This is a genomic window from Neobacillus niacini NBRC 15566 (assembly GCF_001591505.1).
GTDB lineage: Bacteria > Bacillota > Bacilli > Bacillales > Cytobacillaceae > Neobacillus > Neobacillus niacini.
In genome coordinates, this window is the sequence record NZ_BCVA01000042.1 from 18,172 (window position 1) to 35,375 (window position 17,204).

Sequence of the window (17,204 nt, forward strand, 5' to 3'; positions counted from 1 at the left end):
TTGACGAAGTAATTTGTCTTGTGCTATTTTTGTATGCATGTTGCATTCTTTAAACCAGTTATTCACAAATCGCTTTTTTTAATGCTGCTGAACTTTTTTTAAAAATATATATCAATGGTTTTATAGAAAGGAGAGTAATAGTTGAATACTTTAACAGGCGCGAAACGATTACAACTTGCTTTACTATTAGGGTCACTTGGTCTATTGGGTCCCTTTACGATCGATACGTACTTGCCATCATTTCCTACGATTGTGAACGACTATGATACAACAGCATCTCTCGTGCAAGTTAGTTTAACGACTTGCTTGCTTGGATTAGGATTGGGTCAATTAATTATTGGACCGATGAGTGATGTGCAAGGCCGCCGGAAACCGCTCAGGACTTTCCTCTTTTTGTATTTAATCGCTTCTATCATTTGTGCATTTGCACCTAATATTTACATTTTTATTGCTGCCCGTTTCATTCAAGGCTTTGCGGCAGCAGGCGGTCTCGTTATTTCTAGGGCAATCGTTCGCGATCTCTACAGTGGAAGAGAACTGACTAAGTTTTTCTCTATATTGATGTTAGTGGGTAATCTTGGACCAATCGTCGCACCGATTGCGGGAGCTATCATCCTGGCGTTTACAGACTGGTCAGGAGTTTTTCTAGTTTTATCTTGTATTGGAATTGTCTTAGTTTTAATGGTCTCATGGAAACTAGATGAAACCTTACCTGAGGAAAAGCGTGTCCCAAGTGATTTTTCACAGATCGTTAAGAATTTTGGTTCTTTGTTCAGGGATCGCGAGTTTACAGGGTATGCCTTTACACAAGGATTAATAGTTGCAGGAATATTTGCTTATGTTTCAGGTATTCCGTTTGTTTACCAAAATATTTACGGTGTATCTCCTCAAGTATTCAGTCTATTATTTGGTGTGAATGGTGTAGCACTGATAATTGGAAGTCAATTAGTTGGACGTTTAGCAGATTTTATATCTGAAACGACCTTCTTAAAGATCGGGTTATTTACGGCTAACATAGCGGGTGCTGTGTTACTTGCCGCTCTTCTGTTGAAGGCGCCACTAATTGCCGTTGCGATTCCTATCTTCTTGTTTATTGGATCATTAGCCATCATTTCTTCCACTTCATTCACATTAGCTATGGAGAAACAAGGCCATATAGCGGGAAGTGCCTCTGCGCTATTAGGTCTATTGCCATTTGTTCTGGGGTCTTTAACATCTCCACTTGTTGGAATCGCAGGAGAGTATTCAGCCATTCCAATGGGGGTTATTATGTTGGCAACTAGCTTCATCGCTTTATTGATTTATTTTGGAGTTGTCCGAAAATCCTTTAATGTTCAGCCAAGAAGAAAGCTTAAGGGGAATTTTCAAATTAAGGGATAATAGTATCGCCTGACTGATCATAGTCAGGCGTTTTCCATCCTGGAGAGTAAGACCAGGATTTAGGAATAATCTAAGTTGATTTCACAATAAATACCAAAGGATGCATTTGAGCAGCACAAAGAAAAAGCGTAATTATATTGCTTATCGTATACCTCCGACCTACGGTTTAGGAAACATTTACTATATCCTGCTAAGCTAAAATTTGGTATTCCTTTTTTAATTTTCTTTCTTCGCACCTTTGCCTTTACTTTTCAACTCATGTTTTTTGATATGATACTGTAAACTTTGTCGGGTAATCCCTAGAATTTTAGCTGATTTTGATATATTCCAGTCGTTTTGGTCTAAAACTCTCAGTATATAATGCTCTTGGGAGTTACTAAAAATAGATTTAAATGGGTTTTTCTCCATTTCTTTTTGTTTCCTGTTATTTGATGAACCTTTTGATACCAGTTTATTTCGCATGTATGCAGGAAGATGCTCATTATTTAATTCGCTTTCCGATCCACTAGTTTGTATGATAATATTTTCAATTAAATGCTCCAATTCCCTAGTGTTTCCAGGCCAAGGGTATTGAAGGAGTGTAGATTGTAATGTTTTTGAAAGCAAAGGCACAGTTTTGTTGAATTTTTTTTGATATTTTTCAATAAAGTGATTGATAAAAAATATGATATCCTCAGTACGTTCTCTTAAAGGCGGAATTAAAAGACTCGTATGAGCGATTCGATAAAATAAATCAAGACGCATCTTTTTTTCTTCTATCAGTTTAATTGGGTCCTCATTTGATGCACTAATAACTGTACATTCTACTGGGGAAACGGCATTCGAACCGACCCTTCGAACCATACGTTCTTGCAAAACTCTCATTAGTTTCGATTGAAGTGTAAGCGGCATAGAGTTAATTTCGTCAAGAAAAAGTGTACCATTTTTTGCATATTCGAATAGCCCAATTTGATTTGCTGCTCCAGTAAAAGCCCCTTTTACAGTTCCAAACAGCGTACTTTCCAATAAGGTTTCAGGAATGGCTGCACAGTTAACTGCTACAAATGGATTTTCTGCCCTTGGACTATGGTTGTGCATACTTTGTGCAAACAGTTCCTTCCCTGTTCCAGTTTCTCCCACAATTAACACATCGGTATTATGTAATGCAATATTTTGGGCTTCTAAAATGAGATTTTTTAAGGTGAAACTTTTGCCCTTAATATTTTCAAATGTAAAGGAGGTACCATTGTTAAATTGCCGGGAATCAGATTCAGAGGATTGGATAGTTTGCCTTTTTTGCTCGATTGCTTGGTGTAAGCGATTTTTAAGCTGTGATTCATTTGTACTTATTGAAAAGACAGCGATTGTATCTCCATCTCTTTGAATAGGGAAAGTACTATAATTCACATATCGGGGTACTCCGTTTACGGTTGAGTGAGCGCGGTATCGAGAAAATATGGGCTTTCCTGTATTGAAGGTATGTTTATGCTCGGAATATTGTGGATTATAATTATAGGCAGACCAAAGGTGCTTGCCCATAATTTCCTGGCTGTCTAATCCCTCAAGCTTTTCCTGTGCATGATTATATAAGACAATCCTGCCCTCATGGTCGCTCATCATGATTCCTTCATCTAAAAATTCCATTATTTTCTCAAGGCAGTATAATCGTGCTGTTTGATTTTCTATTAAATTCGTAATGTCCTCGATACAAAGGATAATGTAATCACTTTCCGCAGAAAATTTTTTAACCTCAATAGTGAGCTTTTTTTGATTCAAGGTTAGGGTAAACCTTTCATTCTCAACTAATTTTTCCCGCTTACAGGGCAAATGTTCTAAAATATGCTGCCTTTCAATTAGATCCAATTCAAGATCTGGAGGGAGATCGTACCATAAAATTTGGAAGGTGTCATTTAGGACAATCACCCCGTCAACAAAACTTTTAATTATAGAACCTATCGATTGTGCAATCATATTCTTTGCCTCCTATAAAAAATGATATTCGTTTATCAGAATATAACATTTATTTAGAATTTTATTAATAGTCTGCATGCAAATAATATCTGCACTTAGAAAAAGCAACCGTTTTCCATGTTGAATTATACTTTTATGGTGCTTAATGTCAATTGCACTGCAAAATCTATCTGCAGTACTTTTGAATATATTTCCATTTCTCTATTTGCTCTATCGAAAAATTAAGTTACCATACAGGCTTTTTGTAGAGGTTTTAAAAAATTCAGGGAATTTTAAAAGCTGGCACGCAACTTGCAATATCTAAAGTGAGTAGAGTTAATTCTATATTATTTTTTAGGAGGAAATGTATATGTCAAAGCCAGAAATTTTATATTCCGTTAAAGCACAAAGAGGAAATGTACTCCGTTGTAAAGGTTGGAGACAAGAGTCAATCCTTAGAATGCTTGAAAATAACATGGAAAATGCTGAGAAACCAGAAGAACTCGTTATTTACGGCGGGATTGGAAAGGCTGCACGTAACTGGGAGTCCTACCATGCGATTGTAAAATCGTTAAAAGAGCTTGAAGATGATGAAACACTTGTAGTTCAATCAGGTATGCCTGTTGCCGTCTTCAAAACTTATAAATATGCACCAACCGTTGTTATGGCAACAACCAATATTATGAAAGCTGACTGGCCAACTTTCTATGATCTCCAAGATAAGAACTTAACAATGTATGCTAACTATACAGCTGCTCCATGGGAGTACATCGGTACACAAGGCGTTATCCAAGGTACTTTTGAAACATTATCAGCTATTGCCCGTCTTCACTATAATGATTCCCTTGTTGGGAAGATCCTTTTAACTGCCGGTGCTGGGGGAATGGGAGGCAACCAAACAAGAGCAATGACCATGCATGGCGGGGTTGCGATTCTATGTGACTCTAACATTGACATTATTAATCGCAGAATTGAAAAAGGATTTATTGATTGTATCGCAGACACATTGGATGAGGCAATTTCAATGGCAAAGCAATATGCGGCAGAAGGAAAGCCGCTTGGTGTCGCGGTGGTAGGAAACGCTGCAGATATATTCGAGGAAGTTCTTCAAACAGGCTGGTTACCAGACATCTCAACATCAATGACACCAGCACATGACCCAATCTCTTACTTACCATCCGGTTACACTGTTCAAGAAGCAGAAGAACTTCGCGACACAAATCGTGATCTTTATTTAGAAAAAGCCCGCGAAACAATGGTCCGTGAGCTTAAGGCATTAATTAAATTATTGGATCTTGGCGTACACTCCTTCGAGTACGGCACGAGTATCCGTAAGGAATGTATCGATGCTGGGTTTGAAGCAAAAGAAGCAAAGCGTCTTCCAGGATTTGTTGCTGAATACATTCGTCCACTATTCTGCGAAGGACGCGGACCTTTCCGCTGGATCTGTTTATCAGGTGAAGCTGAAGATTTACGCAAAATTGATGAAATGATTCTTGAAGAATTTAGTGATGACCTGCTGGTAACCCGCTGGATTAAACTGGCAATGAAACATATCCCGATCGAAGCTTTACCTGCGCGTATTTGTTACATGGGCTTTGGGCAGCGGAAGAAATTCGCCTTAAAAGTAAATGACATGATTAAGAAAGGTGAACTTTCAGGACCAGTGGCATTCTCCCGTGACAATCTTGACTCTGGTTCCATCGTAAACCCAACATTCGAGTCTGAGAATATGAAAGATGGCGGTGACTTAATCTCTGACTGGCCGGTGTTGAATGGTCTATTAAATGCAGTTGGTATGTGTGATTTAATCGCATTACAAGCTAATTACTCGATGGGTGAAGCGGTTCATACGGGTGTAACGATGATTGCTGATGGAACTGCAGAATCTGATATGAGACTTGAAGTAGCAATGACAGTTGACTCAGGTATTGGAGTTGTACGCCATGCCCAGGCTGGTTACGAAACTGCCCGTGATGTAGCCAACGGAAAAGGAAAACTGACTGATGAAAGCATTAAGATTCCGCTATGGTGGTCACCGAAGGCAACATTTGGTCCAAAGGATCTTGAAAAGGAAAATGTAAAGGCTTAATTTTACTGATACTGTGAAATAAAGGCTGTCCCTAACGTAAAGGGGGATGAACCTGCCATTCAAAATCATCTTGATAAAATCGGTATGATCTTAGACTGGAATAGAACGTAAGGGACAGCCTTTCTTTTCATTAAAGAATCCCAAAAAACTCCGGTTAATTATTGAAAGAAGTGAACATATGAGTAAACTTCAAGAATCCGTTGAAACTTATCAGCCAGGGCTCAATCAAAATTCAGATTTTCTGGCGCCCATTCATTCCATTTCAAACATTATAAATTTGCTTTGCTGTTTTAATAAATTGCAAGTTTGTGATTTTGTATTAATGGGGGGAATATCACCTCTAGTACAACTAGACATGTTAAAAAAATTATGGAGGTATGGCTAAAAATGTCGAATACCAAAGTAAAGATAAAGGTAGATTTAGTAATCGCACAGGCAGCAGAAGCTTTAACCTGTGTTGGAGAGAGCATGGAAGACATTGGTATCATCACAACTGCCTGGATTGCGATTAAAGATGACAAAATAGTCGGAGTTGGCTCCGAAGAAGAGATCAAAGCCCAATTTGAATTTGAGCCGGGCAGTTTAATTGATGCTGCAGGCAAAGTTGTTGTTCCAGGCTTTGTTGACTCCCATACCCATTTAGTGTTTTATGGCACAAGGGTGGAAGAATATGCGGCTAAGATGACAGGAAAGCCGGAGCAGCTTGAAAAGCTTTCGATGACAAAAGGGCCGAATCGAACGATTGAGCTTACACGGAATACCTCTGCGGATGAATTATTTGAACAATCAAAGAAACGCATGCTGACAATGCTCGAGCATGGAATTACAACGGTGGAGAGTAAAAGCGGATACGGTCTAACGACAGAAAGTGAAATTAAAATTCTTGAAGTTAGCAGAAGACTCGGAGAAGAAACACCGCTTGATGTAATTAATACATTTTTAGGAGCGCATGGAATTCCTGAAAACCTGTCGAGAGAGGAATACGTGGAAGTCATTATTAACGATATGATTCCAAAAGTTGCTGAACGAAAACTGGCTGAGTTTTGCGATGTATGGTGTGATGATGGTTATTTTACAGCGGAGGAATCGGAAAGGATTCTTAAGGCTGGATTAGAGTATGGAATGAAATCAAAAATTCATGCAGATGCCTACTCTTATATAGGTGGCTCTGACCTTGCGGCTGAAATGAAAATGGTTTCCATTGATCATCTAAATTACACGCCAGTAGGAGTAATGAAAAAGCTTGCAGAGGCAAAAGTAACAGCTGTTTTAATGCCGGCCCTTGATTTTGCTGTAGGTCATAAGCGACCATTTGATGCTAGACAGATGCTCGATTTGGGAATGGACATCGCGCTGGCTACAGACCTTTGCCCGGCATCCTATACGCAATCAATGCAGTTTGTCATCACTCTAGCTTGCCGTTTGTATAAGTTTTCCGTGGAGGAAGCAATTAAAGCAGCCACAATTGCGGGTGCGAGGGCACTCAACCTCTATGACCGTGGAGTCATTCAGGAAGGAAAATTAGCAGATTTACAGATTTGGGATGTTCCAACCTATAAGCATGTGGCATATGAACTCGGAACTAATATCGTAGAAACGGTTATAAAAAACGGTAAAGTGGTTGTTAACCGCAAATCTAAATGAAGAGAAGTATGGAGGGATTCAAATGCAAACTAAACTTAAATCGAGAGCAGCTGAGCATGTAAATGGAGATCGTCTTTTAGATTTATTTTTGGAATTAGCCAAATTAAACGCACCGAGCACAAAGGAGCAGCAGGTCGCTGATTACTTAATTAAGGCTTTACCAGAGCTTGGGTTTACTCTTGAGTTTGACGAAGCACATAAAAATTTTAATGGGGAAGTAGGCAATCTGTTTGCTTGGCATGAAGGATCTGATCCAACAATTCCGCCATTATTCTTCTCTACACACATGGATACCGTTTTACCAACAGAGGGTTTGAATCCGGTAATTAAAGATGGTGTCATCCATTCTGACGGGACAACGATTTTAGGGGCAGACGACAGAGCGGCATTAGCGGCCTATCTTGAGGCCGTTAGAGCCATCATTGAGGGTGGTATTCCGCATGGTCCAATTGAATTTATTTTAACCGTAAATGAACAGCCGGGATTAGTTGGTGCCACCTATATGGATTACTCTAAAGCAAAAAGTAAAACAGGCTATATTTTTGATAGCAGCGGTGATGTCGGTCAAATCATTCTTAAAGGCCCTTATAGCAGTCGGATTTGGATTGAGGTTCAGGGTAATTCCTCCCATATTGCTCTCAATTCAGAAGAAGGTAATAGTGCTATTTTAATAGCGGCTGAAGGTCTCTCCAACATGAAACTTGGCGAAATTGAAGAAGGAACTCTGGCCAATATTGGGATTATTAACGGAGGTGAGCTTACCTCTATAATTCCGGGCAGTGTCACATTGGCGGGAGAAGTTAGGAGCTTTTCAGAGGAAAAGCTTAATGCTCAGCTAAAGCATATGGAAGAAGTAATGCACCAAGCTGCATTGAAAAAGGGTGCGAAAGTCAATGTGAGAACTGAGAAAAAGTATTTGGGATTTGAAATTCCTAAAGATGATATTTTAGTAAAAACAGTTTGGAGAGCTGCTGAAAATATCGTTGTAAAACCCTATTTAACAGAAACATTGGGCGGAGCAGACACGAATGTATTAAATGAAAATGGATTAACTTGTTTGACACTGGGACTCGGGTTTCAGAATATCCATTCTTTCAGGGAATGTATCAGCATTGAAAACCTACATAACACTGGCAGACTGACGGCTGCACTCATTGAGCAATGGTATATAAATCATAGAGAATAGATGGGCAAAGACAACGGTGCATGTACAAAAAATACTTTTTAAGCCCTAGCGCTACTTAAAAATTTATATATGACGCCACTTTCTTTTCAGGAATGAAGCGAAAAAAAGAAACTAGTCAAATTATGAGGGGGTCCTATATGTTAGATAATCCTGTACTAATATCTGTACTTGTATTAACGGTCTTGAGTCTTTTAAGGGTGCACGTTATTTTTGCTTTGTTATTTGCTGCCATTGTCGCCGGACTTGCAGCAAAACTATCGCTAGCAGAAACGCTTTCCACATTAATAGGAGGTATGGGGGGACAAGCGGAAACGGCATTAAGTTATATTTTACTTGGTGTGTTTGCAGCGATGATCGCTTACTCTGGAATTACCAAGATATTGATAGATAAATTGCTTGCAAAGAAAAAGCAAAGCAAATATGTATTATTGCTTATGATTGCCGGACTGACATGCCTCTCTGGAACCCTGATTCCAGTCCATATTGCATTTATCCCAATTTTAATCCCACCTCTTTTACTTTTCTTTAATTATTTAAAAATTGATAGAAGAGCTGTGGCTAGTGCCCTTACTTTTGGATTGAAAATGCCATATATCGTTATTCCTGTTGGTTACGGAATCATTTTCCATGGAATTCTTGCTGCAGAAATGAAAGCTAACGGAATGCCAATTGCTCAAACGCAAATCCCACTGGCTATGATTCTTCCAGCAATTGGCATGTTTGTCGGTTTATTCATCGCCGTCTTTTTTTCTTACCGCAAATCAAGAACATATCAAACAGGTCAGGATCCAGCTTTTGCCGAGGTCAGTGCAACCAGTGAAACGGCTGCAAGAAAGTTTGAGATAAGGGACTTTATCACGATAGGAGCCGTTGTCATGGCTTTAGCTACGCAGCTAATCGCCGGATCAATGGTATTGGGGGCTCTTGCAGGAATTCTAGTTATGTTTATCGGACGGATTGTTACTTTAAAGGATGGGGAACAAGTTGTCCAAGACGGTGTAAAACTGATGGGAGCTATTGCTTTTGTTATGTTAATTGCTTCGGGCTACGCAACCGTTCTTAAAGAAACTGGTGCAGTTAGTGAATTGGTAGGAGCAGTAAACTCTCTTATTGGGGATAGCAAGCTATTGGCGGCTATATTATTATTGCTTATCGGACTTTTAGTAACAATGGGAATTGGAACATCTTTCGGTACAGTTCCAATTTTGGCCACTGTGTTCGTACCGTTATGTATTATGATGGGCTTTAGTCCGTTGGCCACTGTGGCATTACTGGGAACAGCAGGTGCCCTTGGGGATGCCGGTTCACCTGCATCTGATAGTACACTTGGGCCGACATCTGGATTAAACGCGGATGGGAAGCATGACCATATATGGGATACATGTGTTCCGACGTTTTTACACTATAACATCCCGTTATTTGTGTTTGGTATAGTAGCAGCATTAGTTTTATAATAGAGTCAAAATACAGAATATTTTTGCGAAAGCACTAAAGGGAGTTTGATAACGAATGGGTCAAAGCAAATTAGTAGAACTGGAAGTAATAGAACTTGACGGAATGACTCTTGACCGGTACAAGATTGATAGTATTGTTAAGGGGGATGCAAGCGTTTCCATTCCTGAAGAAAACCGAAATCGAGTTCGAGCAAGTCGTCGTCGTATTGAAAAACAAATAAATGATGGAAAAGTGATTTATGGTGTCAATACCGGTTTTGGTAAATTAAGTGATATTGAGATTGAAAAAGAAGATATAGCAAAGCTGCAGCTGAACCTGCTGAGGGCGGATGCGGTTGGCGTTGGTGAGCCCCTGCCAACTCCGGTGGTAAGGGCAATGATGACACTAAGGGCTAACTCCTTAGTCAAAGGTTTCTCCGGAATTCGGGAAGAAACGCTAGATCTGTTAGTCGATATGATTAATGCTGGGGTTCACCCAATCGTACCTTGCAAAGGTTCAGTCGGTGCTAGCGGTGATTTAGCCCCACTTTCGCATATTGCAATTGTATTGATTGGAGAAGGGAAGGCTGAATATAAAGGAGAACTTCTTACTGGAGCGGAAGCACTTAAACGAGCGGGGCTTACAGCTGTATCGTTGGAGGCAAAAGAAGGGCTGGCTCTAATTAATGGAACACAAGCCATGACGGCAGTAGGAACCATTTCACTAAATGAAGCCGAGCGTGTAGGGTTAGCTGCAGATATGGCAGCCTGTTTAACAATGGAGGCTTTAAGAGGAATCATTTCTGCATTTGAAAGTGAACTGTTGGCAGTTCGCCCACATCCAGAGCTGGAATTGGTTGCATCCCGGATGCGAAAATGGCTTGAAGGCAGTAAAAGGATTACCCATCAGGGAGAAGTTCGTGTTCAAGATGCCTATTCGATTCGTTGTATCCCTCAGGTACATGGCGCTTCTTGGCAGACGATTCAATATGTGGAAGACCGCTTAAAAGTCGAAATCAATGCGGTTACGGATAATCCCATTATTTTAGAAAGTGGTGAAATCATTTCGGGAGGTCACTTCCATGGGCAGCCAATTGCATTAGCAATGGACTTTTTAAAGGTGGCTTCAGCGGAGTGGGCAAATATTTCCGAACGTAGGATTGAGAGGCTTGTAAATCCACAGTTAAGCGGATTGTCTCCTTTCCTTGCTGTAGATCCGGGATTAGAATGTGGGTTAATGGTTGCGCAATATGCTGCCGCTTCCCTTGTTTCTGAGAACAAAGTCCTTGCTCACCCTGCCAGTGTTGATTCCATTCCTACTTCTGCAAATCAGGAAGATCATGTCAGCATGGGTACCATCGCCTCAAGACAAGCAAGGGAAATTATTCATAATTCGGCCAGAGTCATTGCCGTTGAAATGATATGTGCCTCTCAAGCTATTTATCTAGAAGGGGCTGAAAGAGACCTAGCCCCTAAAACAAGAGAGTATCTGGAGGAAATCCGTGAAATTTGCCCTCCACTGGAAAGTGACCGCGCCATTTCAGAGCAAATTGAAAAATTGGCACAATTTATTTTAAGGGAAAATATTTTGCGATAAAATTTGATAAGTGCCCATAAAAAAATTATTGGCACTTATTATTTTGTTATAATGCTCCGCAGGATTTCTGCCAATCATCAGGCAGTCGGGGCATTGCATTGTCGAAAACTGCGTCCATACAGTGTAAGTAAAATACGCTATGTATGTGTATTGTCTCCGACTGATTGAACGGATAACAAACCACGATACATAGCGTTTTCGCTTTTTGACGTCCCGAAGAGGATTCGAACCTCCGACCTACAGTTTAGGAAACTGTTGCTTTTTGCTATTTATGTATAACCATTGATTTATAAAGGTTTGTATGACTGAAAGTGTGAATTAGTTCCTACAGCCTAGTATGTAGTTTGTCCTACATTCACTATTTTAATAGCTTTATTATTAATGTCAATGCAATCTAAGAAATTAGTGTTTTTTTATTTTTATAAAAAGAACGTATGATTGTTATAATGTTAATGAGGTGATTCCATGTCAATCACATTATGCTGACAAGGAAGGTTTTTGTTATAAAAGGTCAATCACAAATACAGGTTCAAGTGATGGCTGCTGCCGCTGGTCAGATCATTTATTTCACATTAGATGAACTAGAGAAAGATGATCTTCCAGAAGAACTTAAGCAATACTTAATGGACATTCTGCCTCAGATCAAGGCTGGTAGGTGGAGCTATGGGTGGTAATAAAATGATAGTGAAGAAGGATTCAGACACATGAGGATGATAAAGTTATACTTATAGAACCATAAAGGTCGAGTAAAATATAGAAAATCTTACTAAGAATGGGAAAATGCGAATACCATCTTTTGTAGACTGGTACAAATAAAGTTTAAACGAAGATGTGATTCCTATATAAAGAAAGATTATTTCTTGTAACATAATAGGAGTATTTATATGAGAGCAAAAAAAGATATGAATGCAATAAAAGAATTGGCAATTGTCGAGAAAAGAATTAAACAATTAAAGATAGATAGAAAAGCAGAAAAAAATCCTAGAAAACAGAAACAGATGTTGAAGACAATAAAGAGATTACAAAACTCAATACCGGCTCTAAGAGGGAAAATTTATAGAAACTCGAGAGATCCAATTCGTGATAAAGAAGTGGAAAAACAAAGAGAAGTAATACTTAAACAACAGCAAGAAGAAGAACGTGCTAAAATAATAAAAAATGACTTAGAGAACCGGAAAGCTAGAGTAAAAGTGTCTCATTTAAGGGATGATATAAACGAAATTTCTGACAAAGTCTGCCCATCTTGTGGTGTTCCTTATAACCACAGTTATGGTCTTAGCAGATGTAGGTGTAATTAAAAATCATAAAGAGCTTGGGATCTAACAGGAATTTATGCCACCAGCAGAGCGTACGAACCTATATATGCAGTAGCAAGTTGTTTCAGAGGAAGATAAATTTAGTTTTGTTGAGCCAATCAAGTTCCGGGCAAAGTATAGGAATTTAACTAAAGCTGGTTTGCTCAGGATTCCGTCCTTTGTTGAATGGAATTGAAAAGTTGTATGTGTGAAGTCGTAACGGTTTCATCTTTTTTTATTTTTGCTTCAGTGGATTTATTTTCCTGTAATAATAATCCTATGATATAATTTGAAAAAAACATAGGTGGGGGAAAATTTTGATTTGTATTATTCCGGATACTAATATTTTGTTAAATACAATAAAAGGAGATTATGATGAACTCAATTTCCTAAGTGCCTTACAGACATTAACAATAAGCAAGAAAGTAGTCTTGGCAATTCCAGAGCAGGTAAAAATTGAATGGGATCGTCACGTTCAAGATGTATTAGATGGTGCCAAGGTAACATTAAAAAATGATATTAGTAAAGCTAAAAAATTAAAGTTGTTTCTTCTTCCTCAAACAGCTGAAATATTTATGGAAACTATTGAGAAAGTGGATTCTGAAATCGATAAAATGGTAAAGTACCGAATATTAAGAAAGGTAACTGCGTTAAATGAATTAATCGAGAAGCATTCGATTATTATTCCAACAAAGGCGGAATATAAATTAATAGCTGCTGATTGGGCATTAGATAAGTTTGCTCCTTTTTTCGGTTCTAAGGATAAACAATCTAACGCAGCTAAAGATGAAAAAAGAAAAAACAGTATGGTAGACGCAATAATATTTCAAAGTGCAGTTGATCATTTTGCGAACAATACATACACAAAAGGTTATTTTCTAACTGAAAATTATTCGGATTTTAGTAAAGCCGGAGATAAAAAACAAATCCATGAAAATTTGTCACCACTAATGCCTGGAAATTTGAACTATGAAATTAATGTCGAAAAGTTCTACTATGAAATAACTAAGAGTACTGGATTTAAGAGTTATTCATATGAAGAATCAATGGCTATGATTAAACGTATAGAGGAGGCACAAAAAAGAATAGAATGGAGTATTCCATATCCCGATAATACTTTAGATTGCCCTCGATGCGGAAAAACTTTAGATGATAAACAGGATGGTCATTGGCACAACTCAATGTATGGCGGTGGTCTAAGTTGGTGGAGAAGTTGTCCCAATTGCGGTCTGCAATGGGATACAGGAGAATATTACGATTAATATTTTAAGAGCTTGGAATTATCCAAGCTTTTTTGCAGTTATATGCTATCCTTTTGCAACAAATCCTATAATTGGATTTTACTTCAAATTTGACTCTAAAGGAGTTATATTTAGATTGAATTAGTTATTTTATAGACTTTTGTGTTTTGGATATAAAAAAGGAGAAAACAATGAAAGCTGAAGAATCAAAACGAATTGTAGTAATTACCATAGTTATCAGTCTGTTGTTTGTAATTATACTTTCACTTAGAGGTGTCAACCTAGGATCGTTTGCTGGAATAAAGGCTGCGTCTTCTGCAACACTTATTCTTACAGTTTGGTGGTGGTTCTATTTTAAATATGGCTGGAAGATTAAGTGGTTAAATCTTATTTTATATAAAGAAAATATTAACGGAACATGGTTTGGAGAGTATCAGTCTACAGATTTAAGTAAAGGTAATATTTATACAGGGCAAATTTCTTTAGTAATAAAACAAAATTACCTAACAATAAAAATCACTTCTATTACAGAAAGGTATAAAAATTATTCATATAGTGAGGAACTAAATTTTCAAGATGAGAAGAATCGATTGATATATGTTTATTCACAGGAAAAATTAAGTCCAATTAATCACATCACAAGAAAGGGAACTTCTGAATTAGAGTTAACACTTAGTGATGATAAATCAGTCTTAGATGGAAAATTTTATACGAATAATGGTACAATTGGTTCTTTAGTATTTACCAAAATTTCACATAAACATATTATGTTTTTTGATAAAGCCAAAGAAATGTTTGAGGAGAGTGTTACAAAATGATGTACGCATATATTGATGGTGATGATATTGGTTTGAAAATTGAAAATAGTTTTATGGAGAACGATGAGGTCCGTTTAAAACATGTAAATGAGTTAGTGAAAGAAACCGTAAACAAAATTACTTATGAATTAGAATCAAATAATTACATAATTATATTCGGAGGAGCAGATGGGATTATATGTAAAAAAGAAAAAATTGAAGTACAGGAATTACTATTTTATCTTAGAGGAATTACGAAGGAATTAACTTTTTCAATAGGTGTTGGCATGTGTTTAAGAGACGCTTTTTTAGCTTTAAGGTATGCTAAATCTAGTGGAAAAGATATAGGAGCCATTTACCAAGAAGAATTTACGCTATTTAAATAAAATACACAGAGACTTCTCTAATTCAAACAAGGGACGTTTGTTATTTTAGAGTGATTAAAGGTTAACCTTTAATGATAAATAAGCCACCTCAAATGAGATGGCTTTTGTTGTAGAATAATAAAATTGATTTACTTTTATGTAGCTAATCAAGTGTAGGGTAAAGTATAGGAACTTAACTAAAGCTGGGTTTCTCCGGACCCCTCTTTTGTAAAGTGGTATATTAGTAATGATTATTAAAGGATGGAATCGAAATTGTTTCGTCCTTAGATTATAATATAAAAGTAATAATTTAATAATTTATAATATTATTGTAAGAGAAAGGTGAATGCTATTGCTTAGAAGTTATGGAGTAATACCACATGCAATTATCTTAGATACAAATGTTCTCATTGATCTCCTATCTCCCGATAAATATACGGATGAACAATTTTATACTTTAATTTCGGGCAGCAACTTTTTCGGTGATATTCTTATACCCCGGCAAGTGCTTGATGAGTGGAATTATATAAAAGATAATACAACCGAGATACACCATAATAACATTGGAAAAAATGCAACTGAAATAATGAAGTTAATTAAGAAGTTTCCGAATCAACTAGGTAAAAATGAGACAGAAGAAGTAATTAGTAACCTTCAAAAAATGGCACGACGTAGTTATGAATATACATACGGTACAAGGAAAAAACAGATAGATAAGTTTATAGCAGACTTTGTAACTATTATTGATACTAGAAGTAATAAACTGGATTCAATTGTAGTTGATTTAGCTATTAAAAGTTTTGAGCCATTCTTTGCAAACGAACATGGCAATCCGAAAAACGAAGCAACAGATGCTTTGATTTTCTTTGGGATAGTTAATTTTATGGAAAAAAACCGGAAAGACTATAATAAAGTTGTTTTTGTATCTTTTAATAAAAATGAGTTTGCGGAGAGGGGCAACCCGACAAAATTACATACTAACCTTGCAGAATATTTTAATTCATTAGATATTCACTTTACCAATCATCTAAAATCTGCATATGAATTTCTTGAATTAAGCCCAGAAGAATATTCATTAGGAGGACAGATCGCAAAAGCTAACAAGGACAGAGAAAATTTCTTATCTGACGATTATTTTATTGTATGCCCAAAAGAAGGGTGTAATAATGAAGTTCATATTAATTTAGATACTATATTAGTTGGAAAAGAGTACTATTTTGTATGTAGAAAATGTCAATCTACTTGGTCAACTGGGGAAACGCTATATGACCAATTGTATTAAGAAGGGATATTAAATTTTATTACAAACTAACAATATTAAGGAGCAGGGATTACCCTTGCTCCTTTTCAATTAAGAAAAACTCAGTTTTTTGGGATTTTTTCACTTTCCTTTTTAAACCTACTCTTTAGCTTTAGAATAAATAGTCGACCTTGGAACACCGGTCATTTTTACAATATCATTAACGCTTAGTCCATTTGATGCTCGGTCACTATAAAGCTTTAAAGCCTTCTTAACGTCCTTCTCAGCCTTTCCAACACGCCCCATGTGCTTTCCCTGTGCTTTTGCTCTCTCACGACCCTCTGCAGTTCTATCGGCAATTAAATCACGTTCAAACTCGGCGATAGCTCCCAGCATTGTGAACATGAGCTTACCAGCTGGTGTCGAAAAATCAATCTGTTCTTTTATGAATACCAATGATATTCCACGACTTTGCAGCTCTTTTGCGATTTTATGTAAATCGAAAGTGCTTCTGGCCAACCGGTCCAGCTTGTAAACAACAAGCTTGTCACCTTCTCTAAGGTAATCTAAAGCCTTCGTAAGTTCCTCCCGGTCGCTTTTGGCTCCACTTTGTTTTTCCATAAAAATTCTCTCGCAGCCATATTCATTTAGTTTGTCGATTTGCAGTTCTAAGTCTTGGTCTTTGGTTGATACCCTCGCATATCCAATCGTAGCCATTTTCATTTTCCTCTCTTGGTGTCTAAAAGTCTTATATCTTTTGTACTTTATATTTTAGACTAACTTCTAGACAATAACAATAACAAAAATAGCAACAACATCATGTATGTTTTTCTGTATCCAAAACTTATAACTTTGAGACTATGAATGTGGAGTTTTTTAGTAGGTGGAATGAACAGTTTGATTTTATAAACCATTGCTTAGTATCCCTAAAATAAAAACGGTAATGGAAAGAGCCTATTAGGGATGACACTGTTGAGTTATGTGATCGAATTTTATTTACATAAT

Annotated in this window: 14 protein-coding genes; 12 read left to right on the forward strand and 2 right to left on the reverse strand. The window is 37.4% G+C overall.

What is annotated here, in order from left to right:
- The first annotated feature begins 141 nt into the window (after positions 1-141).
- Positions 142-1,380, forward strand: a complete 1,239-nt coding sequence (locus tag BANA01_RS22815; protein ID WP_034676945.1) for a multidrug effflux MFS transporter — start codon at positions 142-144, stop codon at positions 1,378-1,380.
- 216 nt (positions 1,381-1,596) lie between these two features.
- Here the strand turns inward: BANA01_RS22815 and BANA01_RS22820 are convergent, their stop codons facing one another.
- Positions 1,597-3,330 (reverse strand): sigma-54 interaction domain-containing protein, encoded by a 1,734-nt coding sequence (locus tag BANA01_RS22820; protein WP_052106435.1) that lies wholly within the window; start codon positions 3,328-3,330, stop codon positions 1,597-1,599.
- A 349-nt stretch (positions 3,331-3,679) separates the two neighbouring features.
- On the opposite strand from BANA01_RS22820, the gene hutU reads away from it, so the two are divergent.
- The 11 genes from hutU to BANA01_RS22875 all read left to right on the forward strand — a co-directional run bounded on the left by hutU (position 3,680) and on the right by BANA01_RS22875 (position 16,241).
- The gene (hutU, locus tag BANA01_RS22825) at positions 3,680-5,401 is read left to right on the forward strand and encodes a urocanate hydratase (RefSeq protein ID WP_082799642.1); all 1,722 of its coding nucleotides are present in this window, start codon (positions 3,680-3,682) and stop codon (positions 5,399-5,401) included.
- A gap of 387 nt (positions 5,402-5,788) precedes the next feature.
- On the forward strand, positions 5,789-7,045 hold the full coding sequence (hutI, locus tag BANA01_RS22830; protein WP_034676951.1) for an imidazolonepropionase: 1,257 nt from the start codon (positions 5,789-5,791) through the stop codon (positions 7,043-7,045).
- A 22-nt stretch (positions 7,046-7,067) separates the two neighbouring features.
- Positions 7,068-8,231 (forward strand): M20/M25/M40 family metallo-hydrolase, encoded by a 1,164-nt coding sequence (locus tag BANA01_RS22835; RefSeq protein WP_052106437.1) that lies wholly within the window; start codon positions 7,068-7,070, stop codon positions 8,229-8,231.
- A 137-nt stretch (positions 8,232-8,368) separates the two neighbouring features.
- Positions 8,369-9,685 (forward strand): Na+/H+ antiporter NhaC family protein, encoded by a 1,317-nt coding sequence (locus BANA01_RS22840; RefSeq protein ID WP_034676954.1) that lies wholly within the window; start codon positions 8,369-8,371, stop codon positions 9,683-9,685.
- 55 nt (positions 9,686-9,740) lie between these two features.
- Positions 9,741-11,261 carry a histidine ammonia-lyase gene (gene hutH / locus BANA01_RS22845; protein ID WP_034676958.1) on the forward strand — a complete coding sequence of 507 codons (1,521 nt, stop codon included), beginning with the start codon at positions 9,741-9,743 and terminating at the stop codon, positions 11,259-11,261.
- A 479-nt stretch (positions 11,262-11,740) separates the two neighbouring features.
- On the forward strand, positions 11,741-11,935 hold the full coding sequence (locus tag BANA01_RS22850) for a hypothetical protein (RefSeq protein WP_034676960.1): 195 nt from the start codon (positions 11,741-11,743) through the stop codon (positions 11,933-11,935).
- A gap of 210 nt (positions 11,936-12,145) precedes the next feature.
- Positions 12,146-12,559 carry a hypothetical protein gene (locus BANA01_RS22855; protein ID WP_034676962.1) on the forward strand — a complete coding sequence of 138 codons (414 nt, stop codon included), beginning with the start codon at positions 12,146-12,148 and terminating at the stop codon, positions 12,557-12,559.
- Between the two features lie 314 nt (positions 12,560-12,873).
- Complete coding sequence (locus BANA01_RS22860) at positions 12,874-13,818, forward strand: PIN domain-containing protein (RefSeq protein ID WP_063254855.1); 945 nt, start codon at positions 12,874-12,876, stop codon at positions 13,816-13,818.
- A 170-nt stretch (positions 13,819-13,988) separates the two neighbouring features.
- Positions 13,989-14,615, forward strand: a complete 627-nt coding sequence (locus BANA01_RS22865; RefSeq protein ID WP_063254856.1) for a Cap15 family cyclic dinucleotide receptor domain-containing protein — start codon at positions 13,989-13,991, stop codon at positions 14,613-14,615.
- Positions 14,612-14,980 (forward strand): mCpol domain-containing protein, encoded by a 369-nt coding sequence (locus BANA01_RS22870; protein ID WP_063254857.1) that lies wholly within the window; start codon positions 14,612-14,614, stop codon positions 14,978-14,980. Before BANA01_RS22865 ends, BANA01_RS22870 begins: the two co-directional genes overlap by 4 nt.
- 331 nt (positions 14,981-15,311) lie before the next feature.
- Entirely contained in the window at positions 15,312-16,241 is a 930-nt protein-coding gene (locus BANA01_RS22875; RefSeq protein WP_169803739.1) for a PIN domain-containing protein, read from the forward strand.
- A 117-nt stretch (positions 16,242-16,358) separates the two neighbouring features.
- Here the strand turns inward: BANA01_RS22875 and BANA01_RS22880 are convergent, their stop codons facing one another.
- Positions 16,359-16,916 (reverse strand): recombinase family protein, encoded by a 558-nt coding sequence (locus BANA01_RS22880; RefSeq protein ID WP_034672890.1) that lies wholly within the window; start codon positions 16,914-16,916, stop codon positions 16,359-16,361.
- Between the last annotated feature and the right edge of the window lie 288 nt (positions 16,917-17,204).